Consider the following 24,270-nt stretch of genomic DNA (forward strand, 5'->3'; position numbering starts at 1 on the left):
GGACTGAATCCGGCTTCCTTTCACGCTTTCAAACGTCATTGCTCATGGCTTCTGCTTCGTCCCGCTTGCCGCTTCCGCTTAAGCTTGTTGTCAGCGCCTTTCTGGCGGTGATGGTGCCCGTATATTACCTCAACTACGGCGCTACCAACTTCCTGTATTTCTGCGACATTGCCCTGCTGCTGTGCTTTATCAGTCTGTGGACGGAGTCGGCGCTGCCAGCTTCTATGGCCGCCGTCGGGATTCTGCTGCCCCAGGCCTTCTGGTGCGCCGACTTTCTGGGCGAGTTGCTGGGCGTGCGGCTGGTGGGCATGACGTCCTACATGTTTGACCCCAACCGGTCGTTGTTTCTGCGTGGCCTGTCGTTCTTCCACGGCTGGCTGCCGTTTCTGCTGCTGTTTTTGGTGAAGCGCCTGGGCTACGACCGGCGCGCCCTGTGGGCCTGGACGGGCCTGGGCTGGAGCTTGTGTCTGGTGGCGTATTTTCTGCTGCCCGCCGCTGGTACCGTAATGTCTGACCCCAAAATTCCGGTCAACATAAACTACGTGTTCGGCTTCGACGATGCCCAGGCCCAAACTTGGCTACCGGCCCCGGTATACCTGGTGTGCTGGATGGCGACCCTACTGGCCTTGGTTTATGTGCCAACTCACTTTGTGCTCCGCAAAGTGTTCCAGAGCCCGATGCAACTCGCTAAAGGCCCTGAAAAGCCCCAAAGTAACGCGCGAATGGCCGCGTAACAGTCTACGAAGTATATACCAGGTCCTTAAGTCTTGTACTAGCTTCCCCTGCTTTTGTACGGCTTGTACTGCCTAGTGAACTATATGTACTGCTCCACTGGAGTATGTACTAAATAAGAGGCGAAATCAGGGAGCCAGAATTTCGCGCAATGCGCTGGCGACGCGCTGCAATTCGGTCTCTGTCAGGGCTGAGCCGGAGGGCAGGCACAGGCCACGGGCGAATAAGTCGGCGCTGACGGCCTGGCCGTAGCGCGGAGCATGAGCGAAAAGCGGCTGCTGGTGCAGGGGTTTCCACAACGGCCGGGACTCAATATTGTGCGTTTCCAGGTGTTGGCGCACTTGCTCGGGCGTAACAGAAGTGTGCTCCGGGTCGAGGGTAATAGTGGTGAGCCAGCGGTTGGAGGTGCCCAGAGCCGGTTCGGTGGGACCAAACTGCAAGGCCGGCACGTCGCGCAGGTTCTTCTGGTACCACTGATAATTTTCCCGGCGGCTTTTTACGCGGCTGTCAATCAGCTCCATTTGCCCGCGGCCAATGCCGGCCAGGATGTTGCTGAGCCGGTAGTTGTAGCCCACGGTCGAGTGTTGGTAATACGGCGCCGGATCTTTGGCCTGAGTAGCCAGAAAGCGGGTTTTCTCGGCCCAGGTAGCTTGGTTGGTAACCAGCGCCCCGCCGCTGCTGGTGGTAATAATCTTGTTGCCGTTAAAAGAGAAAACGCCTATGTGGCCGAAGGTGCCCAGCCGGCGCCCGTCGTAGCGGGAGCCCAGGGCTTCGGCGGCGTCTTCCAGCACCGGTATATCATGGGCTTCGGCAACGGCCAGCAGCTGCTGGAGCAGGGCGGGCATACCGTAAAGGTGCACCAAAATCAAGGCTTTGGGCTTTTTACCCTTGCGCAGCCGGTCTTCGATAGCCTCGCGCAGCCGGTCGGGGCACATATTCCAGGTTGTCGGCTCACTGTCCACGAATACCGGCGTGGCGCCCAGGTACAAAATCGGGTTGGCCGTGGCGACAAACGTGAATGAGGGGCAGAGCACCTCGTCGCCTGGACCCACGCCCAGCAAGATCAAGCCCAGGTGAATAGCAGCCGTGCCCGACGACAGTGCCACGCAGTGGGCCGCACCCGTATACTGGCAGATATCCTGCTCGAAGCCGGTGAGGTTGGGGCCAGCCGGAGCCACCCAGTTGTCCTCAATGGCTTTGTGCACGTAGTTGAGCTCGTGGCGGCCGAGATGGGGCGGGGAAAGGAAAATACGGTCGTAATCCTGGCTATGCATGCATTTTGATAACGGTGGCGGGCACTCCCACAGCAGTGCAGTCGGCGGGCAGGTCGCGCACGGCTACGGCCCCGGCACCCACGATGGTGCGGGCCCCAATGCGGACCTGGTTGATAACGGTGGCATTGGTGCCCAAGTACACGCCGGTGCTCAGGTGCGCTTCCCCACCCACGTTGGCGTGGGGCATCAGGGAGCAAAAATCGTCGAGTACGGCGTCGTGGCCGATGGTGCAGCCCAGGTTGAGCAGCACGTGGCGGCCCAGGCGGATATCGGTGGTCAGAATGCAGCCTTGGCCGACAATGCAGCCTTCGCCCAGCTCGATGTGCTGGTAAGGCTGGCAGGCTACGGCCGGGTGCACCAGGGTGGCAAAGCGCAGCCGCGGCGAGGTGAGGCTGCCGGCAATGGCGGCCCGGCTGTGACCATTGCCCACGGCGATACTGACGTGCAGGTCCTCGGTCGTAGCGTTAAGAGCCGCCGCGTTGCCCAAGTACGGCAGGCCGTGAATGGTAGGGTTGGCCGGAGCCTGGTCGTCGTAGAAACCAGTCAGCTCCCACGTGGGCCGGGCTTCGTTGATTTGCCGGGCCAGCACCAAAACTTCTCGGCCCAGCCCGCCGGCCCCGAAAATCACCAGCTTGGGTAAAGGCTCCGGCGCTGGGGTGGAATTGGTAGAAAGCGTCATGCAACAGGTGGGTGAGGGCGGACGGGGAGCCGGTGAAGGCCTCAGTAGTGGCTTGGCCCGGCGCGCTGATTCCCTGGGCCCCGAGCACCCGCCGCACGGTGAGCAGCAGAATGCGCAGGTCCAGGGCCAGCGACACATGGTCGACGTACCAGACGTCGAATTCAAACTTTTGTTCCCACGCCAGCGCGTTGCGGCCATTAACCTGGGCCCAGCCCGTAATACCAGGCTTTACCTCGTGACGCCGGGCCTGCCGGGGCGAGTACAGCGGCAGATACTGGGGCAGCAGCGGGCGGGGCCCCACCAAACTCAGCTCCCCGCGCACCACGTTCCAGAGCTGGGGCAGCTCATCCAGGGACGAAGCGCGCAGCCACCGGCCCAGGCGGGTGAGGCGCTGGGCATCGGGCAGCAAGTGGCCGGCCTCGTCGCGGGCGTCCGACATCGTTTGGAGCTTGTAGAGGGTGAAAAGCGCGCCGTGCCGGCCCGGGCGAAGCTGGCGAAACAGCACGGCCCCGCGGTTTTGTAGCGCCAGCAGCCCGACGGCCCCGAGTAGCAGGGGCAGCGTGAGCACGGCCGCGGGCACGGCTACTGCCAGGTCAAGCACGCGCTTGCCCCAAAGGCGGTACCAGGATGCGGAATCAGAAACGGGCATACGCGCAACAAAAGCCATGGTCGGTGGCCGGGGCCGATGGGCAAAAATATGCTTTTTGTGCAGCGCAGGCAGTAGCTTGCGCCGTGCCCGGGCCCTGGCGCGTTCAACTTCCGGTTCTGGTGGTTGAACCCGCAGGCGCTGGGAGCCCGGTTTTTTTGCTTTCCGCCTCTGCCTGTTTTGCTTATGCTCGTCTTTCCCAACGCCAAACTCAACCTGGGCCTCTACGTCACGGAGCTGCGGCCCGACGGGTTTCGCAACCTCGAATCGGTGTTTGTGCCCCTGCCCTGGACCGACGCGCTGGAAGTGCTTCCCGCCGCGGCCAATTCCCTGAGCTTGTCGGGTATCCCAATTCCGGGCGACACGGCTACCAACCTCTGCTGGCGGGCCTACGAGCTACTGCGGGCTGATTTCGACCTACGGCCCGTGCAGATGCATTTGCACAAGGCCGTGCCCATCGGGGCGGGTCTGGGTGGCGGTTCCGGCGACGCAGCCTTTGCTTTGCGGGCCCTGAACGAGCTGTTTAGCTTGCGGCTGACCACGGCGCAGCTGCAGCAGTACGCCCGCCGGCTGGGCTCCGACTGCGCGTTTTTTGTGGAAAACAAGCCGGTTTTTGCCTACGAAAAAGGGGACGTATTCGCCCCCATTGCCCTTGATCTGACGGGGGTAGCCTGCCAGGTAGTGTACCCAAATCTGCACATCAGCACAGCCGAAGCCTACGCCCGCGTGGGTACCCGTCCGCCCCGCCACGAGTTGCGGCCGAGTTTGGCCCAGCCCATGGCGACCTGGCGCGACACGGTAACCAATGACTTCGAGGACGCGCTGACGCCACATTACCCGGTGTTGGGCGAGATAAAAGCCGCACTCTACGCGGCAGGAGCCACGTATGCCAGCCTGTCGGGCTCAGGCTCAGCGGTGTACGGGCTGTTTCCGGAGGGCGAGTTGCCCCAGCTTACGTGGCCACCGGACTACCAGGTTTGGAGTGGTCGGCTGTAGGTGGCTGCAGGCTTTGATCGGACGTATGCGCGGTTTTTACCAACTGCTGGGCTTGGCTGTCGGTCTGCTATTAACGAGCTGTGGCACAACCGAGCCTGCACCGTTGCGCATCAGCGTGGTGGGCGACGTGCTGCTGGACCGGGGCGTGCCGGCGGCCCTGCAGCGCGACAGTAGCGCGTTGCGCCGCACCACCCGCCAACTCTGGGCCCAGAGTCGCTACGTAATTGGTAACCTGGAATGTCCGCTGGCTACTGGTAGTCAGCCCGTGCAAAAGGCGTTTGCGTTTCGGGGGCGGGCCCAAGACGCGCAGTGGCTGCGGCGGTTGGGCTTTACGCAGCTCTCGTTGGCCAACAACCACACGCTCGACCAGCAGCTCCCGGGCCTGCGGGCTACTTCCCAGGCATTGCAGCAGGCCGGAATAGCCGGTTTGGGCGTTGCCGCCGATTCGTTGGCCGGCTGCCGTCCCACGCTGCTGGGACCCGACAGCAGCGCCGCCGTTTTTGCTTATTCTGCCCTGCACCTGGGCGTGAAGGGCGAAAGTTGCCTGTGCAGTCGGGACTTTGCGGCGCTCTGCGAACGGGTAGCCACCTACAAAACCTTGTTTCCCCGCCGGGCTGTCATCGTGTATCTGCACTGGGGCACCGAGTACAGCGCTGAGCCTGAGCCGGCCCAGCGCCAGCAGGCCCGCGCCCTTATCGACTGCGGCGCGGCGGCCGTAGTCGGCGCGCACCCGCACGTGGTGCAGTCGGCGGAGTTTTACCGCGGCCGGCCCATCTTGTACAGCCTCGGCAACTTTCTCTTCGACCAGCAGGGTAGGGGCGCCGATTTGGCCGTGCAGGCCGATTTCGACGTGCGCGACGGGCAGGTAGTCGCCACCTGGATTCGGCCGCTGCGCCTGCGCGGCCCCCTGCCGCAGCCCGCCGACGCGCCAGCCCGCACCGCACTAGCTGCTCGTTTGCTGGGTCTTGCCAAAAAAGTAAGGTTGGTTGCCGACGCGCCAGACCTGGGCTGGCAGCTGCTGCCCAACGCCCCGGCCACCCCCGCCGATACCACGTCAGCGTTTATGACGCGCCACCTGACGCTGCCCGCAACGAGGACGCAGCCGGCCGCCACTGCGCGGCTGCGCTACCGCGCCCGGGCCCGGCAGTACCAAGTGCACACAAGGGTTGATTCTCGGACCACGCTGCTGGATCTGGGCTTTCCGCTCTACCGCTTCACCCAGGGCGACGTGGACAATGACGGGCAGCCAGACCTGCTGGTGGGCCCGATAAAAGCCACGCGCTTCGACTCCACCGTGCGCCGGCGCCTGTTTGTGTACCGGCTGCGGGAAGGCCGCTGGGTGCCCCGCTGGCTGGGTTCCCAGGTAGTACACCGGCTGCTGTATTTTCGGCCGGCGCGTCGTGCGGATGGACGCACCGTTGTGCTTACCTTGGAGCGGGCTCCCGATGGCCGCTACTACGTGGGACGCTACTACTGGCAAGGATTCGGGCTAACACTCGACCGGTTTATTCATCAAAGCCGCTCTTTGGACGCGGCCTATTTTCAGTTTATCTAAGTTATAAAGCAGCCTTTTAATGAATCGTAACGCAGTAATTGGGGTCGTTGTGGCCGTGCTCGTGGCTGTGGGAGCTGGTTTATTTTTCTGGCTGCGGCCCGCTGCTCAACCCGTGGCCCCGGGCCCGGCAGCAGCCCCGGTGTCGGCTGTGCCACAGCTTACGGCTTCGGTGCACGATAATGGCTTCGGGGAGAAAGTGCACGTGCTACCCGCCGCCAATAAGCAGCTGCTGACCAGCTACTACCAGCGGCCCTACATCAAAGAGTATTACGAGGAAGATTACTACCGGGAGTTCAGCCCCGAAAGTGCCCACCAGGCCCCGCTGCCCACCTTCGACTATAACCAAAGCCTGGCCGGCAAGTCTTACCTCGACCTGCTACTGCTGCGCAACACGGTGTACGCCCGCAACGGCTACTGCTTTCTGAACGTCACGGCGCGGCAGTATTTCAGCAAGCAAAGCTGGTACCGGCCCGTGTGGAGCGAGGCCATTACCGACAGCACCGGCCGGGAACTGCAGCCCGCCGATTCGGTGATGCAGGTGCCGCTCAACCCGCAGGAACTGGCCTTTGTGCAGCGCGTGCACGCCCGCGAAACCGAGCTGCTGCAACAGCGCGAAACCCGGCAGAACGGCTACGCAATGGTGGGCTTCGACTACGTCACGAATCAGCGTGACCTGCTGGTGACGCCACCCATGCGCGCGGTGCTCAACCGCAACAACTTCGTGCTGGTGCCCACCCGCGAAGAGCAGCTTTTCTACATCTACGACCAGAACCAGTACGATTTTACCCCCAACTTTATTACCACCGACCTGGTACTGCAGCTGCTGCACAAGTACCTGAACGGCATTCTGAGCGACGTGGAAGAGCAGCGCCTGGGCCCCGTGGTGGCTACCGTGCTAAGTCAGGGCGTGGGGCAGGCCCAACAACTAGCCCAAGGCGCCCAGCAGCCCCAGGCCCGCGACGCAGCCGAGTGGGCCGTGGCCTATTACGGCGTGGCCCGGGCCCTGCTCACCGGCGCACCGCTGCCCGCCAGTGGCGCTTATACCGCTGCCGCAGCTCGGGAAGTGGCCTTGTGCACGGTGGCGGAAGGCCGTCAGTCGGTGCTGCTGCAGGATACGCTCTTCGACTATGCCGTGTGCAAGCCCCGGGGCATGTATACCCGCAACGATACCACGCGCCGCTATTTCCGGACGGTAAAATGGCTGAACTCGGCCCCCGTGTTTCTGGATTCCGACGCCGGTGTGCTGCGCGCCGTGGCCCTGGCTCAGGCGTTGGCGGGCAGCACAGCCGGGCAGCGCGGCTTTGAAAATCTGACCCAAGTGCTGGACGTGCTGGTCGGCGACGAGGACAACCGCTCATTGACTCACCTGCTGCGTCTGCTCAAAACCCGCTACCCCGGCCAGACGCTCGACCAGCTCTCGGCTCCGGCCACGCTGGCCGTCATTCGCCGGGAACTGGTGGCCGCCGGCACCGACCGAATCCGGGTGAAGGGTGCCTCGGCCCACGCGACGGTGGCGGTGGAGCGTCCCAAGCTGCTGTTTACGGCCGGCCGCTACACTTTTGATGGAGAAATACTGTCGCGCCTGACCAACGTGCTGCGGCCCAAGCCCCGGCAGGACCCGCCCCGGCCGTTTCCCAAGGGCCTCGACGTATTCGCCACCTTCGGCAACCGCACTGCCCAGGATATCCTGCTTACTCAGTACCGGGAAGCTTCCCGCTGGCCGGCTTACCCTGACACGCTGCGGGCGCTGCAGCGGCAGTTCGCGGGCTTCAAGAACTGGGACCAGAACCTGTATACCAAGACCATGCAGCTGCTGTTGGCGCTCAACGCGCCGGCCCCCGCGCCACAGCAGCTGCCGCTCTTTGCCCGCACTCCGGCCTGGCAGAAGCGCAACCTGAGCACGGCCTTGGGCGGCTGGGCCGAACTCAAGCACGACCTGCTGCTTTACACCGAGCAGCCTTCGGGCGCCGAAGCCGGCGGGCCCGGCGGGGGGCCGCCACCGCCGCGCCACCTGAGCTACGTAGAGCCCAACCTGCCGTTCTGGGAGGCAGCTCTGGCCTTGCTCACCCAACAAGACCGCAGCCTGACCCGCCTGCGCGCCAACACCGCCCACTTGGCCGGGCTCAACAAAGAAATCCGGGAGCTCATAACCCGCCTGCGCGACATCAGTGCCAAGGAAATCCGGCACGAGCGGCTAACGGTGGAGGAAATGGAAAAGCTGACCTGGATTGGCGGAGAAGTGGAAACCCTGACTTTCCGCATCCTCAAAACCCAGCAGCTGCCCGACCGGGAGCGGCACGTGGCCCTGGTAGCCGATGTGTACAGCTTTAACCAGGAAGTGCTGGAAGAAGCCGTGGGCGCCGTCGACGCCCTGTATGTGGTAGTCGACATTGAGGGCGCGCCGGTGCTGGCCCGGGGCGCGGCCTTTAGCTACTACGAGTTTATCAGCAAGGAGCGCCTCACCGACGAAGAGTGGCAGGCCCAGCTCGGGCAGCAGGCTCCGGCCCGGCCCATCTGGCTGCAGGAGTTTATTGTGCCCGTCAAACAGTTGGCCAGCAAGGAAGGCGGCCGGTTTGACTAGCTAAAAGCCTTACGGATTCGTCACAACCACCTGCTCCGGCACGGGCTGATGCTGGCGCCGGGCCCGGCGCTGGTTCCACTGGTCGAGGATGGGATGAATGAGCACGCTAAGCAAAATGATGCATGTGCCCAGGTAAAAGCCGGTCGACATCTTTTCCTGAGACCCAAAAATCAGCACGGCCAGAATAATGCCGTACACGGGCTCCAGGTTGATGGTCAGGTTGATGACGAAAGCCGACAGCCGCTTCATCAATTCCACCGACGAGGAAAAGGCGTAGACCGTGCACACGCCGGCCAGCAGCAGCAGCCAGAACCAGTCGCCGACCCACGACCAGGGCGCCGGAAAGCCACTCATTTGCAGACGGAGGTGCAGCCCCTGGCCCTGGGTAAAATAGCGGCTGTACACTGGAAAGAACAGCGCAATGCTCAGGCAGGCACCGGCCATTTCGTAAAACGTGAGCTTGAGCGGCGTGTGCTGCTTAACCAGCTTGGAGTTGAGCACGCTAAAAAGCGCTGATAATCCCGCCGAAATAATGGCCACGCCCAAACCCAGCAGCTGGTCTAGTTCGGCCTGCGACACCAGGTACAGGCCCACCATCGTGAGCAGGCCCAGCCCGACTTCGTAAGCCCGCACCCGCCGCCAAAGCAGCAGAGGCTCCAGCAAGGACGTCCACAGCGCCAGGGTGGCCAGGCCCGCCAGACACACGCTCACCGAGGATAGCCGGGCCGCTAAGAAGAAGGTAATCCAGTGCACGGCCACCAGGGAGCCCACGGCCAGCAGCCGCAGGGCTTGGGCCGGCGGCAAGCGCCAGTTCTGCTTGCGCAGCACAAGCAGTCCGCCCAGTCCCGCCGAAGCCAGCAACGTGCGCCAGAACACCAGCTCCACCGGCGGCAGCGAAATCAGCTTGCCCAGAATGGCCGTGAAGCCCCACAGCAGGACGATGAAGTGCAGACGCAGGTAGTCTTTGAGCATAAAGCGGAAGTGGTGAGATAGTGAGATATTGAACTAGTGAGTTGTCGTTCAAGCTGCACCAGCTGCGCAGTCGGAACAGAAAACTCACTATTTCACCAGCTCACCATTTCACTGTTATTGCGGAACGAAGCGGTAAAGGGCCAGCCCAATGCCGGTGAAAATGATGCTGGGCACCCAGGCGGCCAGCATGGGGCTCATGTCCCCGACCTGGGCCAGGTTGCGGCTCAGAATCACGAAAATCAGGAAGACGAAGGCCAGCACGAAGCCCAGCGCAATCTGCCCACCCACCCCGGCCCGCGACTTGCGGGCACTCAGAATTACGCCGATGGTGGTCAGGATGAAAATGGCGTACGGGTAGGCAAACCGCTCGTATTTCTCACTCAGGTACACCTGGGTATCGTCGGCGCCCCGGTCAATCTTCTGCTGAATGTAGGCGTTGAGCTCGGGCAAAGTCAGGGTTTCGGACAGGCGCCAGGTGCTGGCAAAGTCCTTGGGGTAAAGGTTCAGGGTGGTGTCGCGGGCGGGAATGGTCTGCAGCTTTTCCTGCTGCCCGTTGAAGGTGCGCACCAGCTGCGGGGTGAGCTTCCAGGCCCGGCGCGTCGAGTCCCAGGTAATGGCGTCGGCCGTCATGCGGCGCTTGAGCGTGGTGCCCTCAATGGTTTCCAGCGCGAAGCGGTAGCCCACGTTGTTCACGTTGTCGTAGCTTTCCATATACACGTAGGCCTTGGGCCCAATCTTGATATGGATGTTGCGCGCGTCGTAGCGGTAGGGGTTCTTGATGTACTTTTTCTCGAAGGCCACTCGGGTTTTGTTGGCCATCGGAATGCCCCAGCCGATGAGGCCGAAGGTGATGACGCCGATGACGAAAGCGCCCATCCAGTACGGCACCAGCAGCCGCTGAAAACTCACGCCACTGGCCAGAATAGCCACAATCTCGGTGCGCGCCGCCAGCCGGGCCGTCACGAAAACAACCGCAATAAACACCGTGATGGGGGAGAGCAGGTTGGCGTAGTACGGAAACAGGTTGACGTAATACTCCGAAATAATCTTGCCCGCCGAGAGGTTGTGCTGAATGAAGTCGTCGTTTTTCTCCGTGAAGTCAATCACGCAGATAACGCTCACCAGCACCACCACGACAAAGAAAAACGAGGTGAGGAATTTCAGCAGTATGTATTTATCGAGGAGCTTCATTTACTAAGTTGAGTGTCATTGCGAGGCACGAAGCAATCCGTCCTTTGCGAAGGTAGTCATGTCCTTTTACCAGAAAGCCTTTATCAGAAAAGGTGTGTCAAGCTAGAAAGCGCAGTACATTTCAGAGGACGGATTGCTTCGGCTTCCGCCTCGCAATGACAGCCTTTTAACCTTACAGGCGGGTCATGACCTGCTTCACCATCTTGTCTTTCCAGTCGCGGAAGGTGCCGGCAATGATTTGCTCCCGGGCCTGCTGCACCAGCCAGAGGTAGAACGACAGGTTGTGAATCGAGGCAATCTGCGGGCCGAGCATTTCCTGGCTCTGAAACAAGTGCCGAACGTAGGAACGGGAATAAAACGTACTCACGTAGCCGCCTAATTCCTGGTCAATCGGCTCAAAGTCCATTTGCCACTTCTTGTTGGTGATGTTCATGATGCCCTGCGTGGTAAACAGCATGCCGTTGCGGGCGTTGCGGGTCGGCATCACGCAGTCGAACATGTCCACACCCAGGGCAATGTTTTCCAGGATGTTGGCCGGCGTGCCCACGCCCATCAGGTAGCGGGGCTTGTCCTTGGGCAGAATGTCGCAGACCAGCTCGGTCATCTCATACATCATGTCGGCCGGCTCGCCCACGCTCAGGCCGCCGATGGCGTTGCCCTCGCGCCCTTGCTCGGCGATAAACTCGGCCGACTTCACTCGCAAATCCTTAAACGTCGAGCCCTGCACGATGGGAAACAGCGTCTGGTCGTAGCCGTAGTGGCCCTCGGTGCTGTCGAACCGCTCGATGCAGCGCTTGAGCCAGCGGTGTGTCATGTCCAGGGAGCGCGCGGCGTAGTCGTACTCGCAGGGCCAGGGCGTGCACTCGTCGAAGGCCATCATGATGTCGGCCCCGATGGTGCGCTGAATGTCCATCACCCCCTCGGGCGAAAACAGGTGCTGGCTCCCATCAATGTGGGAGCGGAACTTGACGCCTTCCTCCTTGATCTTGCGCGTGCCGCTGAGCGAGTACACCTGGTAGCCGCCCGAGTCGGTGAGGATAGGCCGGTCCCAGCCGTTGAACTTGTGCAGGCCGCCAGCGGCGCGCAGCACGTCGAGGCCCGGGCGTAGGTACAAGTGGTAAGTGTTGCCGAGAATAATCTGGGCTTTGATATCGTCTTTCAGGTCGCGCTGCTGCACGGCCTTCACGGTGCCGGCCGTGCCCACTGGCATAAAAATGGGCGTCTGAATGGCGCCGTGGGCCGTGTGTACCACCCCGGCGCGGGCTTTGGATTGGGGGTCGTGCGCTACTAAATCGAAGGTCATGCTGGGAAGTCAGTTTCACGCAGGGTTTCGCGGTGATAAGCGCCGGGTCTCACAGTGTCGCTCTACAAAGCACTGTCCAACCCGACGGTTTTACTCCTTAAGATCCGGCGTGAAAGTCGTAATGATCTGCAAAGGTAAACCCTTACCACGGTTCCCTCGTGTTGAATACCTACTTTTGCCCACTTACCCAATTTCTACGCGTTGTCCGTCCCTTTTTCTCCCGCCATCTGGCTGCTGCTGGCCTCGGTGCTGGTGCAGCTGGGCTACGCGGCCTATTATTTTTTGCCCTTCGCCCTCCGGCCCGAAACTGCGCCACCCGCCGGTCCGGAGGCCGATGCCGAGCCCGTTTCGATTCTGGTCTGCGCCCACAACGAGCTGGAAAACCTGCGCCGTCTGCTTCCCTTGCTCTTGCAGCAGGATTACCCCGCTGGCTTCGAGATTGTCCTCATCGATGACCGCAGCGGCGACGACACATATCTGTACGTGCAGCAGCTCACCCAGTACTACCCCAACGTGCGTTTGGTGTCCGTCGATAAGACTCCGGAAGGCCTGTCGCCAAAAAAATATGCGCTGACCTTGGGAATAAAAGTGGCCCGTCATCCGCGTCTGCTTTTTACCGATGCCGATTGTATTCCGGCTTCTAATCAGTGGGTTCGGCTGATGCAGCGCGGCTTCTCGCGGCCGGCCGACGTCGTTCTGGGCTATTCGGCCTACGCCGAAGCGCCCGGATTTTTAAATAAACTCGTCCGTTTTGAAACCCTGCTCACCGGAGCACAGTATCTGTCCTTCGCGTGGCGGGGGCAACCCTACATGGGCGTGGGCCGAAACTTGGCGTATACGCAGCAGTGCTTTCGCGCAACCAAAGGCTTTGCTTCCCATATCCGCAGCCTCGGCGGCGACGACGACCTGTTTGTGCAGGACGCCGTGCAGCAGCGGCAGCGGGTGGTTGTTGAGGCCGAGCCAGCTGCGCACACCCTGAGTGTACCAGCCGAAACCTGGCAAGCATGGTGGCGTCAAAAACGACGGCATTTGTCGGCCGGCCGGCACTACCGGCTTGCCGATCGAATAAGAATCGGAAACTTTATTGGCACTAATCTGCTTTTTTATTTCACAACGTTGGTGCTGCTGTTTTCCCGCCCCGATTGGGTACCTTTGACGGCCTTGTGGGGTATTCGTACTTCGGTCATATGTGTTGCATATGCCAAGCTTGGCCAACGACTCGATGACCGGCTACCCGTAGCTTTGTTGCCCGTTCTCGACGCTGTTTATTTTTTTTACTATCTAGCTCTGGGAATTTCGCTGTTCCTCTACCGTAACCTCCGATGGAAGTAAACAATCAGGAAATTCAAAAGCAGTTTTCTGCTAAAGCCAAGCACGACTTCAAGCTGATTCGCGCCGCCGTGGAGCAGGCCGACGAAAAGGCCTACGCCGAGCTGATGCAGATCTACAAGAAGCCGGTGTACCACGTGGTGCTCAAAATGGTGCGCAACCCCGACGACGCCGAGGACCTGACCATCGAGGCTTTCGCCAAAGCTTTCCGCAACCTGCACAAGTTCAACCCGGAGTACGCCTTCAGCACCTGGCTGTTCCGAATTGCCACCAACAACTGCATTGACTTTATTCGCAAGAATAAAATCAAGACGATGTCAATTGACTCGGCCATCAAAATCGACAATGGCGACGAAATCACCATCGACTTCCGCGACCAGAACCTGAACCCGCAGGAGTCGGCCATCAAAAACCAGAAAATCGAAATCATGCAGCACGTGGTATCCCGGCTGCCCGATAAATACCAGCGTCTCGTGACGCTGCGCTACTTCGATGAGTTGAGCTACGAGGAAATTGCCACCGAGCTGAAAGCCCCGCTCGGCACCGTGAAAGCCCAATTGCACCGCGCCCGGGAGTTGCTCTATGACATGGTGAAAAACAAGAAGCACATCATCTAAGCATACAAAAAGCCCCGTCGTAAGTCGGGGCTTTTTTGTGTCTATGTTTTTTTCCAACCCAGACCGTCATGTCGACCAGCGGGAGACATGACGGTCTGGGTTTAGGCTTCTAAACACGCCACTCACCGCCTTGCATCCCTATCTTTGCCTCAATGGATATTCTGGCCCGCTACTTTCCCGACCTTACCGACCACCAAAAGCGGCATTTTGCCCAGCTCGAAACCGAGTTTCGCAGCTGGAATGAGCGCCTCAACTTGGTAGCCCGCACCGATGTGGATAACCTCGCCGAGCGGCACTTTCTGCACTCCCTGGGCATTGCCAAAGTGGTGCAGTTTCCCGCCGGCTCTTCGGTGCTCGACGTGGGCACCGGCGGCGGCCTGCCGGGCTTGCCGCTGGCTATTCTGTTTCCCGAAGTGAAATTTCACCTCGTCGACAGCATCGGTAAGAAAATCCGGGCGGTGCAGGAAATGGCTCATACCCTGGGCCTGCACAACCTCACGGCCGAGCAAACCCGGGCCGAGCAGGTGCGCGCCAAATACGACTACGTGGTAAGCCGCGCCGTAGCCCGCCTGGCCACCTTCCACCCCTGGATTGCCCACCGCTACAAGTCCCAGGGCGATGCTACTACCGGCCTCTATTACCTGAAAGGCGGCGACCTGACCGAGGAAATCGAGGAGTCCGGCCTCATTGCCCACGTGCACAACCTCAGCGACTATTTTCAGGAGGAGTTCTTCGAAACCAAAAAAGTCGTCTTTGTCCCCACCACATCCGACGGCCGGTAGCCTCTGCTACTGTGAAAACGCGTGTCATTGCCAGGAAGAAGGACATTCCGCGTATCAAGCGGCGGCAATCCGTCTGCTGCGAAGATTGTCATGCCTTCCGTCAGAAAGCTCTTTTCTTTCTCGTCATTACGAGCTTGCGAAGCAATCCGTCCTCTGCTAGTGACTAATGCTCTTTACCTAGAAAGCCCTTTCTCGTTTCGCACGGGGAAGGGCTTTTCACTTTAGGTAATTCAGCACATTTTAGAGGACGGATTGCTTCGCGTTGCTCGCAAGGACCCGTTGAACATCAGCTTAGGCCGGTACTTCGGCCATCAGAAACTCCACGGCGCGCCGCTCAGAGTAGTATTCGCCATCCGGAGTGCCTTCGGCGAATCCAACATGGCCGCCTTCGGGAGGCGTTTCCAGAAACACGAACTTTGAGGCTGCCGCCACGTCGCGTGGGAAGCAGGAGGGAGCCAGAAAGGGGTCATTTTCGGCATTCACCAGCAGCGTAGGAATGGCAATGGTAGCCAGGTAGCGCCCCGAGCTGGATTGCTCGTAGTAATCATCGGCCGACTTAAATCCGTGCATCGGGGCCGTAAACCGGTCGTCGAACTGGGGAAAGTCCCGCAGCAGCTCCAGATTCTCCACGTCAATCTGCCCGGGCAGCAGCGCCGCCTTCTGCCGCATCTTGGCCCGCAGCGACTTGAGGAAACGCGCCAAGTAAATCCGGTTTTCGGGCTTGGAAATCTGGTAGGAGCTGGATTTTAAATCCGTAGGCACCGAGAATACGGCCGCCCGCGCTACTTCCCGGGTACCCGGTCTGGATTTTCACCCAGGTACTTCAGCGTCACGTTGCCGCCGGCGCTGAAGCCAGTCAGGAAGATGCGGCGGTAGCGGCCCGTAGCCAGGGCATAACGGATAACAAAGTCGAGGTCGTCGGTATCGCCGAGGTGGTAGGAGCGCACCAGGCGGTTCATTTCCCCACTGCAGCTGCGGTAGTTCCAGGCCAGGGCATCGAGGCCGGCGCGCTTGAGGGCCCGCACCATGCCGCGCACGTAGGGCCGGCCCGCGTCGCCTTCCAGCCCGTGCGACACAATAGCTAGGGTATCGGCGGAGCCGGCAGCCTGGCGCGACCAGTCCAGATCCAGAAAGTCGCCGTCGGGCGTCTCGACCCGCTCCCGCTGGTAGGTCACGTCGGGAACGGAGCGCCACAGGCTGGGTACAATGGTCTGCACATGACCATTGAACATATAAAACGGGGCTGATAGCGGGAATGAGCAATAAGTGGCATACGACAGCAAAACAGTACCAATAGCGGACCAGCCGCCCGGGAAAGATACGCAGAAAAGGTAGGCATGCATACGATTCATGCAAGCCGCTTCCAGGAGTTTACCCAGTTAAAAAGCACTAATCACGAAAGAAGGTTCGCGGCTGAAGTAAGCTGACACCGGCAATGAGCTATGCGTGGGCAGAAGGGGAAGTAGTTTGCTGGTAATGATTTTACCGCACTAAAAAGCTGAACACTAGCGTCCTCATAATTCAACTTTCGTATAAGGCTATGATCTCACAACTAACTCTATGAAAACGATGAAAGTAATTCCTCAACTTTTGGTAGGCAGCGCACTGTTATTCGGCACTGCCTGCAGCAGCACCAATACTGGCATGAGTTCTTCCGGCTCCACCTCGGGCAGTTCCACCGGCACCAGCACGGATATGGCTGCGTCCGGTTCTACTTCGGGCAGCTCCACCCCATCGGTAGGCACCAGCAGCGGCGTAGCTGATACCGGCGTTGGCTCGGCCGTATCGCCCACCACGGTAGGCGCCAATGCCGTAGGCAACACCGGCGGCATGAACAGTACTGGTACGGCAGCCGGCTCCGCCAGTGCCCCGCTACCGACCTGAATGCTTTTGTGGCCACTTTCGCCACCATGCCCGACCCCACCTTCCTGATGACGGCAGCCAGCAGCAACATGCTGGAAATCCAGATGGGAAAACTTGCCCTGCAGAAATCGACCAATGCGGACGTGAAGAAGTTTGGTCAGATGATGGTTGACCACCACACCAAGGCCACCCAGGAACTTAAAACGGTAGCTATGCCCTTGGGCGTGACCATGCCTACTGCCTTGATGCCGGTTCACCAGGCTATGGCCGACCAGTTGATGAACAAGTCGGGCAAAGCATTTGATGAAGCGTATATGGATGCCATGGAAACCGCTCACAAGATGGACGTGACCATGTTTGAGGTGAAAAGCAAGGGTGCTGAAACGCCAGCGGTGAAGTCTTTTGCAACTAAAACACTGCCTATGCTTCGCTCGCACCACACCATGGCTGATGAGCTAGAGAAGAAGGTGGATTAACCCTTCGCATATCGGCCCGTTGATCGGGCAAACTGTAGCCCCGTTCGTGCCTTGTGCGCGGCGGGGCTATTGTTTGTCGTACCGGGCACTCATGCCTAAAAACAGCGCTACGCCCAGAGCCGCTACGGCGGAAAGACCAAAAGCGGCTGGGGCTCCCAGCATCTGCCACACTAGTCCAGTCAGCGTGCTAGCGACAAGGGCTGCCAAGCTACTCAGGCCCGCGAAGGTGCCCAACGCCGCTCCTTTATCGGTGGGCGCACACAGTCGGCTCAGGCACGCTTTGCCCACGCCTTCGGTTGCGGCAGCGTACAGACCATACAAGCCGAACAAAGCCCCGAAAGCCTGCCACGAATGCACCTGAGTAGCACTCCCGTACACAAGAGCAAACACCAGCAGGCCCACAACGAGCACTCGGGTGGGTCCTAGGCGGTCTGCTAGCAAGCCGGCGGGTAATGCTGCCGCAGCATAGATCAGGTTGTAGAAGATATATACCCCGATGACGGCCGGATCGGAGAGACCCTGTTGCCGCGCCAGCAATAGGAGCAACGTGTCGGAACTGTTAAACAGGGCAAAAATCAGCAACGCCCCAGCAATGCGCCGGTAGCTGGCCGGGGCCCGCTGCCAATAGCCAAACGAGGCCCAGAACGGCCGCACTGACTGACCCGAGGGCTCCTGTCGTTTTTCGCGCACCAGCAGCGTAGCCAGCACGGCCAGCAAGCCCGGCATAAAGGCCAGCACAAACAGCAGGCGGTACTGCCCGGGGTGCTGGCTCAGCCAGAACAGCGCCGCTGCCGGCCCCAACACGGCCCGAGCGTATCGAGGGCCCGGTGAAAGCCAAAGACGGCGCCACGCCGGCCGGCCGGGGCCTCGTCGGCCAGCAGCGCGTCGCGGGCGCCGGTGCGCAGCCCCTTGCCCAGCCGGTCGAGGGCCCGCACTAGGAATACCCACCAGGGCGCGGCCAGCACGGCCAGCAGCGGCTTCGACAACGCGCTGAGCCCGTAACCCCACTGCACGAAGGGCCGGCGCCGTCCCAGCCGGTCAGACCATTGCCCAAAGTAGCCTTTGCTCAGGCCAGCTACTGCTTCGGCCAGTCCTTCCAGCACCCCAATGAACACCACCGAGAAGCCAATGCTCTGCAAGTACAGCGGCATCACCGGATACAGCATTTCACTGGCTAGGTCGGTAAAAAGGCTGACCAGGGAAAGCAGCCAGATGGTGCGGGTAAGGAATTTCATTGCCAGATTGCCAGAAGAGGAAGTGCCGACGCAAGAAGCAGATTTTGGGCGGGTGGTATGACTGTGCTTTGAAAAAGAGCCCGCAAATCGGCTTTTAAACGGTATCTTGCGGGCAAAACGGGGTGGGAGAGGGCAAATGCAAACCAGGTATTTGTTATTTCAAACCAAAGGCTTACCTTTGCCAACCCAATTGAACCCAATTCGAGCAGAACGTCAATTTTACCATACCCATGGCAAATCATAAGTCGGCCCTCAAGCGCATCCGTTCCAACGAAGCGAAGCGCGTGTTGAACCGTTATCAGGCTAAATCGACCCGCACCGCTGTTAAGAAGCTGCGCGCCACCACCGATGCTTCGGAAGCACAAGAGCTGCTGAAGAAAGTATCGTCGATGCTGGATCGTCTGGCCAAGAAGAACATCATTCACAAGAACAAAGCCGCCAACAACAAGTCGAAGCTGGCTAAGTTCGTGAAGTCGCTGGCTGCCTAAGCACCACTGACTTTTCTGCTCTGTTATACGAAAGCCCCGGTGCGCAAGCGCCGGGGCTTTTCTGTTTGCTGCCGCTATAGCTCACGTATCCGCTTTATTCTATATTTTCCGGAATTGATACACGCAACGTATTCGGAATGAAAAACCTATACTATTTGCTGATTGCCGGAATAGGCCTGTTGCCGCAGGCAGCCCGGGCCCAACAGTGGCGGCCTTTTCGGGCCAACCAGGACGTGCATGCCTTCCGGGGCGCCTCGGCCGATACCGTTTTGACCATGCGGCTGGACTCAGCAGCCGTTCAGGGTACCGACTCGGTATATTACTTCAACCGTACCATGCGCCGTAGCAGCGGGGAAATTCGTCTTGGCAAAAGTCGCGCAACAACAAGCTGGGCAAGCTCATGCGCTACGACCGGGCCCAGCGCACGTATTTTCTGTTCTGGGACGGTGGTCCAACGCCCGTTAATACGCTGGACCGAACTCTGGTGCTGAAGCCTTTCGCCCGGGTTGGCGACACCTGGGGCAGCCCGTTTACCGACTATGGGGTGACTACCACGCTAGTATCGCGGGGAACGCAGCAACTCGATGGCGTGACGGACTCGGTGGCTACTTTCCGGCTGAACACTGGTGCGACAGTGGTGTTGAGCAAGAATTACGGCCTCGTGTCGGCACCTAGCGACTTGCTTTTTGGCATGCCGAATCCCAGGATGCTGACATTAGCCCGGCGACCGTTGCCAGCCGGACAGAGTTATTACAACCCGCTTACACTGTTAGACTTGCAGCCTGGCAACGAGCTAGGGTACTACCGGGAGCCGCTTATTTACAGTGCGTTTCCTTGCTACTCGGGGTGGCTGTTACGGCGCGTGCTCACCCGGCAGCTAACGGCGGACAGTATTATCTACACTTTTCAGCAACAAAGAAAACTAACCTACAGCACAGCGCCGGGGTGCTTCGGCACCGGAATTCCTTTGTCGCCCTTGGAGCTGGTGCGGGTAGCGGCCTCGCGTCGCACGGGCAAATGGGCCGGGGCTAACAACCCGAATTCGGCGCTACTGCCGGTGAACACTGATTTGTTGTCCTACGAATATCGTAGCGTGGCAAACAATCCAACCGCCCTGCTGATGGGATTCCCGGTGGTAACCACTCTCAGTAGCAACGCCTGCAGTCCCACGCCAATGCTGCGTCAGCAACTCCTGTATCGGACCCAAAGTGGCAGCTATAATGATTATCCGGCCATTGATTTGGCGGGCTGGACCCAGATCCTAGGAGTTGGGGTGGGCTTGATTGACCAATTTGAGCAACGCTTAACCTATTTCCGGCGCACCGTAAACGGAGTAGAGCAGACTTGTGGCAACCGCAGCGACTTCGCCACGCTACTGCCCGCCCGCTTGGCTCAGCTGGCTCCCCGCTTTCAGGCCTTTCCTAACCCTGCTACCGATATGTTGCAGCTGCGGCTAGAAGCTCCTGCTCAGCCAGGCACCAGCGTAATAGTGCACGATGCCTTGGGCCGCCTGGTGTGGCAGGCTGCAGTGCCCGCCGGCCAGACTGCAATGCCGGTATCATTGCGGGGAAAACCGGCCGGAATCTACCAGGTGCAGCTGCAAACTACGGAAGGTTCTGTACCCGGGCCTAGCGTACGGGTGCAAAAACTGCCGTAAGCTCAGGGTATAGGTTCACAAAAAAGCCCCGTCAGATAGTGCTGACGGGGCTTTTTTGTGAAAAGGAGCTGAGTGCTACGCTACGCTCACCTTTACCATATTGGTTTTGCCCTTCTCATTGATGGGCATCGAGGCGGTGTTGATGAATACGTCTCCCTTGTTGAGGTTGCCGGTAGTCGTCAGCACGTACTTGATGTCCGACACGGTGCCGTCGGTGCTCAGCATCCGGTCGTAGTAGAAGCCGCGCACGCCCCAGATCAGGCTCAGCGTAGTAAGCAGGGGGCGGTTGTCGGTGAAGATGAAGATGTTGGCTTTGGGCCGGTACTTGGCAATCTGGAAGGCCGTGTAGCCGCGGTGCGTCATGCCGGTAATAGCCTTGGCGCCGGTGTTCTTGGCCAGGTGGCAGGCCGCCGACAGCACGCTGTCGACCATGAAAGATGGCGACTCGGGCGTAATGGGGTGCCAGCGGTTAAACAGGCTCGGCATGCGGGTTTCCACGCTCAGAATAGTAGCCACCATCGAGCGGATAACCTCTGCGGGGTAAGCACCCACGGCAGTTTCGGCCGACAGCATCACGGCATCAGCACCGTCGATAACGGCGTTGGCCACGTCGCTGGTTTCAGCGCGGGTAGGGCGGGGGCCGAAATCATGCTTTCCATCATCTGGGTCGCCACGATTACCGGTTTGCCGGCCTTGTTGCACTTCTCCACAATCATTTTCTGGGCCATCGGCACCTCTTCCATCTTCACCTCCACGCCCAGGTCGCCGCGGGCTACCATTACGGCATCGGTCAGGGCAATGATTTCGTCGAGGTTTTTCAGGCCTTCGGGCGTCTCAATCTTGGCAATGACGCGGGCCGTTTTGCCGCTTTCGGCAATCAGGCTCTTGATAAAGCGGATGTCTTCGGCCCGGCGGGCAAAGGACAGCGCAATCCAGTCTACATCATTCTCCAAGCCGAACTTCAGGTCTTCGATGTCCTTTTCGGTCATGGAAGGAGCCGAGACCTCGGAGTCGGGCAGGTTGATACCTTTGCGGGGCTTCACCAGGCCGCCGTAGATTACCTCCACATCCACTTCCTTGTCGCGGTCGGTGGCCAGCACGCGCAGCTCGATTTTGCCATCGTCAATCAGGATCATGTCGCCGGGCTTCACGTCGCGGGCCAGGCCCAGGTAAATCGTGCTCAGGCGGGTAGCCGTCGTGATTTCCTTTTCGCCGCACACCAGCTTGATTTTGTCGCCGGCCTTAATTTCGACGCCGCCGCCTTCTACTTCCCCCAAGCGAATCTTGGGTCCCTGCAAATCCTGCAGCAGGCCCACGTGCGTGCGCAAATCCTTATTCAGACGGCGTACGGTGTTGATAACGGAGAGGTGGTCTTCGTGGGAGCCGTGCGAAAAGTTGAGGCGAAAAACATCCACGCCTTCGCGGATAAGCATGCCCAGCTTTTCATAGGTGTTGGAAGCGGGGCCCACAGTGGCCACGATCTTGACTTTATTAAAATGGGGGTCGGTTCCATGTACGACGGTTCGGGTTTTTAAGAATGGCGCCTAGGCGGAGGGCAAGCGAAGGACCTCATCCCGCTGCCAAAAACCGCGGCCGAATGCTATTTAGGCCGGGAATCAGGGTAACGGAAAAAGGTCCTTGGCTGCGACTCAGCTAGCCGCCACAGGTTGTGCGAGCTCAAAAGAGCAGATTTTCTTTGAATTTTAACGTATTCGGGTCGAATTGACAGGCGTACTGTACCTCCGGCAGGCGGGTGAGTTGCTCCAGCAGCTCCTCCGGGGCCAGCGGCCCGGCCCCGTTGCTGACCTGAATCAGGTAGTCATACTCTTTGATGTCGGGAGCCAGAAATGGTTTCTTCAGCGGGGAGGGGTCTACCGAGCGGTTGCGCAGCAGGCGCAGGGTGCTGTTTTCGGTGGCGTGGAGGTAATTACTGATGACCAGCCGGCCCTGGGCAAACAAATCGTAGATTAAATCCTGCTGCTTTATCAGGCGCAGGCGTAGCGAACTGTTGAGCGTCCAGGCCAGCTTATGCTCCCGGCTCGACGACACAATGCCGAACAAGTCGAAGTCACAATCATAGTCTACGTCCAGTGTGAGCGTTTTCATAAGGCACTACCAAAAACAAGGAAGAACAAAATTACACACGCAACAGGGCCAAAGAAACCACCTCAGCCATAATCTTACACTGCCAAGATTACAGGCTGCCGGTTTGAAAATGTTAGGGAAGTTAGTGTTATTTGTGCCGAGTTTTCTCTAAACCCCCACGGAAATGTCTGAAATTGCAGAAAAAGTAAAAGCCATTATCATCGATAAACTTGGTGTTGAAGCGTCTGAAGTTACTCCTGAGGCTAGCTTCACGAACGACCTGGGTGCTGATTCCCTGGACACCGTCGAGTTGATCATGGAGTTCGAAAAGGAGTTCAACGTGTCTATCCCCGACGATCAGGCTGAAAACATTGCCACCGTTGGTCAGGCTGTCAGCTACCTGGAAGAGCACGCTAAGTAAGGCTTTGCTTCTTTCTCCCCTGTTTTAGTGCTTACCGGCCGGCTAGCCGCCGGCCGTTTTGCTTTTTATTCAGTCTCCACTTTCGCCTATGTCTCTTCGGAGAGTTGTTGTGACCGGCCTTGGTGCCATTACCCCGCTGGGCAAGAACGTCGCCGAATTCTGGGACGGGTTGTCGCGCGGCGTAAGCGGTGCGGCCGCCATCACCCGCTTCGACGCCAGCAAGTTCAAAACGCGCTTTGCCTGCGAGGTAAAAAACTACAATCCTGACGACTACTTCCCCACCAAGGAAGGTCGGAAGATGGACCTGTTCACGCAGTTTGCCGTCATTGCCAGCGACGAGGCCATTAAAGACGCCAATCTTGAGGGCGTCAACAAGGACCGGGTCGGCGTTATCTGGGGCTCGGGCATTGGGGGCCTGAAAACCTTCCAGGAGGAGTGCTTCAACTTCGCCAAAGGAGATGGTACGCCACGCTACAACCCTTTCTTTATCCCGAAGATGATTGCCGACAGCTCGTCGGGAAACATCTCGATTAAGAATGGTTTTCGCGGCCCTAACTTCGTCACGACCTCGGCCTGCGCCTCATCGTCCGACGCCATCGTGGCCGCCTACAACTACATCCGCCTGGGTATGGCCGACGTGGCCGTAACCGGCGGCTCGGAAGCGGCCATTACGGAGGCCGGCGTAGGGGGCTTCAATTCCCTAAAGGCCATGAGTGAGCGCAACGACGATGCGCAATCAGCCTCCCGCCCTTACGACAAAGACCGGGACGGTTTCGTCCTGGGTGAGGGTAGCGGCGCTTTGGTCATCGAGGAGTATGAGCACGCTAAGGCCCGCGGCGCCAAGATCTACGCCGAAATTATCGGCGGCGGCTTGTCGTCGGATGCCTACCACATCACTGCTCCCGACCCTACGGGTGAGGGCGTGGTGCTGGTCATGCAGAACGCTTTGCGGGATGCTGGTATCGGTCCGGAAGACGTTGATTACATCAACACCCACGGCACGAGCACGCCGCTGGGCGACGGTGCCGAAATCAAGGCTATCCAGAAAGTGTTTGGAGAGCACGCCTATAATCTGAACATCAGCTCTACCAAGAGCATGACCGGTCACCTGCTGGGTGGGGCGGGAGGTATTGAGGCGCTGGCCAGCATTCTGGCTATCCAGCACGGCATTGTACCGCCCACCATCAACCACTTTACCGACGACCCCGAGCTGGACGCGCGCTTGAACTTCACGTTCAACGAGGCCCAGCAGCGGGAAGTGACGGTGGCCATGAGCAACACCTTCGGGTTTGGGGCCACAACACGTCGGTCATTTTCCGCAAGTTCCGCGACTAATGCTTCGACCGGGTCAGCCACTACCGCTCTTCGGATTTTTCCGGCGGCTGCTA

Annotated in this window: 24 protein-coding genes and 2 pseudogenes; 13 read left to right on the forward strand and 13 right to left on the reverse strand. The window is 59.6% G+C overall.

All coding sequences use genetic code 11. From position 1 onward, the window contains the following. Positions 1-65: 65 nt before the first annotated feature. Positions 66-734 carry a membrane-associated protein gene (locus MUN79_RS10895; protein WP_244677679.1) on the forward strand — a complete coding sequence of 223 codons (669 nt, stop codon included), beginning with the start codon at positions 66-68 and terminating at the stop codon, positions 732-734. 126 nt (positions 735-860) lie between these two features. Here MUN79_RS10895 and MUN79_RS10900 read toward each other — a convergent pair whose 3' ends face one another. From MUN79_RS10900 to MUN79_RS10910, 3 genes are read right to left on the reverse strand one after another with little or no spacing between them, the layout of a single operon-like run. Further along, positions 861-2,006, reverse strand: a complete 1,146-nt coding sequence (locus MUN79_RS10900; RefSeq protein ID WP_244677680.1) for a DegT/DnrJ/EryC1/StrS family aminotransferase — start codon at positions 2,004-2,006, stop codon at positions 861-863. Beyond that, a complete protein-coding gene (locus tag MUN79_RS10905) occupies positions 1,999-2,580 on the reverse strand; it encodes a NeuD/PglB/VioB family sugar acetyltransferase (protein WP_311136774.1) in 582 nt (193 codons plus the stop codon). The genes MUN79_RS10900 and MUN79_RS10905 overlap by 8 nt, the downstream gene beginning before the upstream one ends. After that, positions 2,471-3,334 carry a sugar transferase gene (locus tag MUN79_RS10910; protein WP_311136710.1) on the reverse strand — a complete coding sequence of 288 codons (864 nt, stop codon included), beginning with the start codon at positions 3,332-3,334 and terminating at the stop codon, positions 2,471-2,473. The genes MUN79_RS10905 and MUN79_RS10910 overlap by 110 nt, the downstream gene beginning before the upstream one ends. A 183-nt stretch (positions 3,335-3,517) precedes the next feature. Between MUN79_RS10910 and ispE the strand changes: the two genes are divergently transcribed. Genes ispE through MUN79_RS10925 form a run of 3 tightly spaced genes read left to right on the forward strand, consistent with a single transcriptional unit; the run spans position 3,518 to position 8,463 of the window. Then, on the forward strand, positions 3,518-4,327 hold the full coding sequence (gene ispE, locus MUN79_RS10915) for a 4-(cytidine 5'-diphospho)-2-C-methyl-D-erythritol kinase (protein ID WP_244677682.1): 810 nt from the start codon (positions 3,518-3,520) through the stop codon (positions 4,325-4,327). Between the two features lie 25 nt (positions 4,328-4,352). Beyond that, a complete protein-coding gene (locus MUN79_RS10920; RefSeq protein ID WP_244677683.1) occupies positions 4,353-5,882 on the forward strand; it encodes a CapA family protein in 1,530 nt (509 codons plus the stop codon). A gap of 19 nt (positions 5,883-5,901) precedes the next feature. Beyond that, positions 5,902-8,463, forward strand: a complete 2,562-nt coding sequence (locus MUN79_RS10925) for a DUF3160 domain-containing protein (protein ID WP_244677684.1) — start codon at positions 5,902-5,904, stop codon at positions 8,461-8,463. A 9-nt stretch (positions 8,464-8,472) separates the two neighbouring features. Here MUN79_RS10925 and MUN79_RS10930 read toward each other — a convergent pair whose 3' ends face one another. The 3 genes from MUN79_RS10930 to tgt all read right to left on the reverse strand — a co-directional run bounded on the left by MUN79_RS10930 (position 8,473) and on the right by tgt (position 11,929). After that, complete coding sequence (locus MUN79_RS10930) at positions 8,473-9,435, reverse strand: DMT family transporter (protein WP_244677685.1); 963 nt, start codon at positions 9,433-9,435, stop codon at positions 8,473-8,475. A 114-nt stretch (positions 9,436-9,549) separates the two neighbouring features. Next, positions 9,550-10,626, reverse strand: coding sequence for an LptF/LptG family permease (locus tag MUN79_RS10935; protein WP_244677686.1), 1,077 nt, complete (start codon positions 10,624-10,626; stop codon positions 9,550-9,552). A gap of 172 nt (positions 10,627-10,798) precedes the next feature. Then, complete coding sequence (gene tgt / locus MUN79_RS10940) at positions 10,799-11,929, reverse strand: tRNA guanosine(34) transglycosylase Tgt (protein WP_244677687.1); 1,131 nt, start codon at positions 11,927-11,929, stop codon at positions 10,799-10,801. A gap of 246 nt (positions 11,930-12,175) precedes the next feature. On the opposite strand from tgt, the gene MUN79_RS10945 reads away from it, so the two are divergent. The 3 genes from MUN79_RS10945 to rsmG all read left to right on the forward strand — a co-directional run bounded on the left by MUN79_RS10945 (position 12,176) and on the right by rsmG (position 14,657). Beyond that, the gene (locus tag MUN79_RS10945) at positions 12,176-13,261 is read left to right on the forward strand and encodes a glycosyltransferase (RefSeq protein WP_244677688.1); all 1,086 of its coding nucleotides are present in this window, start codon (positions 12,176-12,178) and stop codon (positions 13,259-13,261) included. Further along, positions 13,252-13,875, forward strand: a complete 624-nt coding sequence (locus MUN79_RS10950) for an RNA polymerase sigma factor (protein ID WP_244677689.1) — start codon at positions 13,252-13,254, stop codon at positions 13,873-13,875. Before MUN79_RS10945 ends, MUN79_RS10950 begins: the two co-directional genes overlap by 10 nt. A 152-nt stretch (positions 13,876-14,027) precedes the next feature. Continuing rightward, on the forward strand, positions 14,028-14,657 hold the full coding sequence (gene rsmG / locus MUN79_RS10955; RefSeq protein ID WP_244677690.1) for a 16S rRNA (guanine(527)-N(7))-methyltransferase RsmG: 630 nt from the start codon (positions 14,028-14,030) through the stop codon (positions 14,655-14,657). 291 nt (positions 14,658-14,948) lie between these two features. On the opposite strand, the gene MUN79_RS10960 is transcribed toward rsmG, so the two are convergent. Next, on the reverse strand, positions 14,949-15,419 hold the full coding sequence (locus MUN79_RS10960; protein WP_244677691.1) for a YheT family hydrolase: 471 nt from the start codon (positions 15,417-15,419) through the stop codon (positions 14,949-14,951). Between the two features lie 20 nt (positions 15,420-15,439). After that, positions 15,440-15,889, reverse strand: a complete 450-nt coding sequence (locus MUN79_RS10965; protein ID WP_244677692.1) for a YheT family hydrolase — start codon at positions 15,887-15,889, stop codon at positions 15,440-15,442. Positions 15,890-16,226: 337 nt separating this feature from the next. Between MUN79_RS10965 and MUN79_RS10970 the strand changes: the two genes are divergently transcribed. Continuing rightward, the gene (locus MUN79_RS10970; protein ID WP_244677693.1) at positions 16,227-16,541 is read left to right on the forward strand and encodes a hypothetical protein; all 315 of its coding nucleotides are present in this window, start codon (positions 16,227-16,229) and stop codon (positions 16,539-16,541) included. 8 nt (positions 16,542-16,549) lie between these two features. Beyond that, a complete protein-coding gene (locus MUN79_RS10975) occupies positions 16,550-16,996 on the forward strand; it encodes a DUF4142 domain-containing protein (protein ID WP_244677694.1) in 447 nt (148 codons plus the stop codon). A gap of 66 nt (positions 16,997-17,062) precedes the next feature. Here MUN79_RS10975 and MUN79_RS10980 read toward each other — a convergent pair whose 3' ends face one another. Continuing rightward, on the reverse strand, positions 17,063-17,800 hold the full coding sequence (locus MUN79_RS10980; protein ID WP_244677695.1) for an MFS transporter: 738 nt from the start codon (positions 17,798-17,800) through the stop codon (positions 17,063-17,065). Next, positions 17,767-18,231, reverse strand: a complete 465-nt coding sequence (locus tag MUN79_RS10985; RefSeq protein ID WP_244677696.1) for an MFS transporter — start codon at positions 18,229-18,231, stop codon at positions 17,767-17,769. The genes MUN79_RS10980 and MUN79_RS10985 overlap by 34 nt, the downstream gene beginning before the upstream one ends. Positions 18,232-18,461: 230 nt before the next feature. On the opposite strand from MUN79_RS10985, the gene rpsT reads away from it, so the two are divergent. Next, a complete protein-coding gene (rpsT, locus tag MUN79_RS10990; RefSeq protein ID WP_135463256.1) occupies positions 18,462-18,719 on the forward strand; it encodes a 30S ribosomal protein S20 in 258 nt (85 codons plus the stop codon). Between the two features lie 400 nt (positions 18,720-19,119). Next, positions 19,120-20,376 carry a T9SS type A sorting domain-containing protein gene (locus MUN79_RS10995; RefSeq protein ID WP_244677697.1) on the forward strand — a complete coding sequence of 419 codons (1,257 nt, stop codon included), beginning with the start codon at positions 19,120-19,122 and terminating at the stop codon, positions 20,374-20,376. A gap of 75 nt (positions 20,377-20,451) precedes the next feature. Here the strand turns inward: MUN79_RS10995 and MUN79_RS30885 are convergent, their stop codons facing one another. From MUN79_RS30885 to MUN79_RS11005, 3 genes and pseudogenes are all read right to left on the reverse strand, one after another. Then, positions 20,452-20,949 (reverse strand): pyruvate kinase alpha/beta domain-containing protein, encoded by a 498-nt coding sequence (locus MUN79_RS30885; RefSeq protein WP_375378252.1) that lies wholly within the window; start codon positions 20,947-20,949, stop codon positions 20,452-20,454. Between the two features lie 15 nt (positions 20,950-20,964). Beyond that, positions 20,965-21,809 (reverse strand): annotated as a pseudogene (pyk, locus tag MUN79_RS30890) (pyruvate kinase); the annotation flags it as partial. A gap of 244 nt (positions 21,810-22,053) precedes the next feature. Beyond that, on the reverse strand, positions 22,054-22,482 hold the full coding sequence (locus MUN79_RS11005) for an IPExxxVDY family protein (protein WP_244677698.1): 429 nt from the start codon (positions 22,480-22,482) through the stop codon (positions 22,054-22,056). Between the two features lie 163 nt (positions 22,483-22,645). Here MUN79_RS11005 and MUN79_RS11010 point away from each other — a divergent pair, with 163 nt between their 5' ends. Together MUN79_RS11010 and fabF are read left to right on the forward strand one after the other, a co-directional pair. Then, the gene (locus MUN79_RS11010; RefSeq protein ID WP_100334675.1) at positions 22,646-22,882 is read left to right on the forward strand and encodes an acyl carrier protein; all 237 of its coding nucleotides are present in this window, start codon (positions 22,646-22,648) and stop codon (positions 22,880-22,882) included. Between the two features lie 88 nt (positions 22,883-22,970). Then, positions 22,971-24,217, forward strand: a pseudogene (fabF, locus tag MUN79_RS11015) (beta-ketoacyl-ACP synthase II). The last annotated feature ends 53 nt before the right edge of the window (positions 24,218-24,270 follow it).

This window comes from Hymenobacter cellulosilyticus, from assembly GCF_022919215.1.
Classification (GTDB): Bacteria; Bacteroidota; Bacteroidia; order Cytophagales; family Hymenobacteraceae; genus Hymenobacter; species Hymenobacter cellulosilyticus.

What these genes read in the sequence shown, in the direction of transcription:
- MUN79_RS10900 (WP_244677680.1), bottom strand. Translation starts at nt 2,006, where the DNA reads ATGCATAGCCAGGATTACGACCGTATTTTCCTTTCCCCGCCCCATCTC.
- MUN79_RS10995 (WP_244677697.1), top strand. Translation starts at nt 19,120, where the DNA reads ATGCGCTACGACCGGGCCCAGCGCACGTATTTTCTGTTCTGGGACGGT.
- MUN79_RS10925 (WP_244677684.1), top strand. Translation starts at nt 5,902, where the DNA reads ATGAATCGTAACGCAGTAATTGGGGTCGTTGTGGCCGTGCTCGTGGCT.
- MUN79_RS10930 (WP_244677685.1), bottom strand. Translation starts at nt 9,435, where the DNA reads ATGCTCAAAGACTACCTGCGTCTGCACTTCATCGTCCTGCTGTGGGGC.
- MUN79_RS10970 (WP_244677693.1), top strand. Translation starts at nt 16,227, where the DNA reads ATGAAAGTAATTCCTCAACTTTTGGTAGGCAGCGCACTGTTATTCGGC.
- ispE (WP_244677682.1), top strand. Translation starts at nt 3,518, where the DNA reads ATGCTCGTCTTTCCCAACGCCAAACTCAACCTGGGCCTCTACGTCACG.
- MUN79_RS10985 (WP_244677696.1), bottom strand. Translation starts at nt 18,231, where the DNA reads ATGAAATTCCTTACCCGCACCATCTGGCTGCTTTCCCTGGTCAGCCTT.
- MUN79_RS10920 (WP_244677683.1), top strand. Translation starts at nt 4,353, where the DNA reads ATGCGCGGTTTTTACCAACTGCTGGGCTTGGCTGTCGGTCTGCTATTA.
- rpsT (WP_135463256.1), top strand. Translation starts at nt 18,462, where the DNA reads ATGGCAAATCATAAGTCGGCCCTCAAGCGCATCCGTTCCAACGAAGCG.
- MUN79_RS10950 (WP_244677689.1), top strand. Translation starts at nt 13,252, where the DNA reads ATGGAAGTAAACAATCAGGAAATTCAAAAGCAGTTTTCTGCTAAAGCC.
- MUN79_RS10910 (WP_311136710.1), bottom strand. Translation starts at nt 3,334, where the DNA reads ATGCCCGTTTCTGATTCCGCATCCTGGTACCGCCTTTGGGGCAAGCGC.
- MUN79_RS11005 (WP_244677698.1), bottom strand. Translation starts at nt 22,482, where the DNA reads ATGAAAACGCTCACACTGGACGTAGACTATGATTGTGACTTCGACTTG.
- MUN79_RS10935 (WP_244677686.1), bottom strand. Translation starts at nt 10,626, where the DNA reads ATGAAGCTCCTCGATAAATACATACTGCTGAAATTCCTCACCTCGTTT.
- rsmG (WP_244677690.1), top strand. Translation starts at nt 14,028, where the DNA reads ATGGATATTCTGGCCCGCTACTTTCCCGACCTTACCGACCACCAAAAG.
- tgt (WP_244677687.1), bottom strand. Translation starts at nt 11,929, where the DNA reads ATGACCTTCGATTTAGTAGCGCACGACCCCCAATCCAAAGCCCGCGCC.
- MUN79_RS11010 (WP_100334675.1), top strand. Translation starts at nt 22,646, where the DNA reads ATGTCTGAAATTGCAGAAAAAGTAAAAGCCATTATCATCGATAAACTT.
- MUN79_RS10965 (WP_244677692.1), bottom strand. Translation starts at nt 15,889, where the DNA reads ATGTTCAATGGTCATGTGCAGACCATTGTACCCAGCCTGTGGCGCTCC.
- MUN79_RS30885 (WP_375378252.1), bottom strand. Translation starts at nt 20,949, where the DNA reads ATGCTGTCGGCCGAAACTGCCGTGGGTGCTTACCCCGCAGAGGTTATC.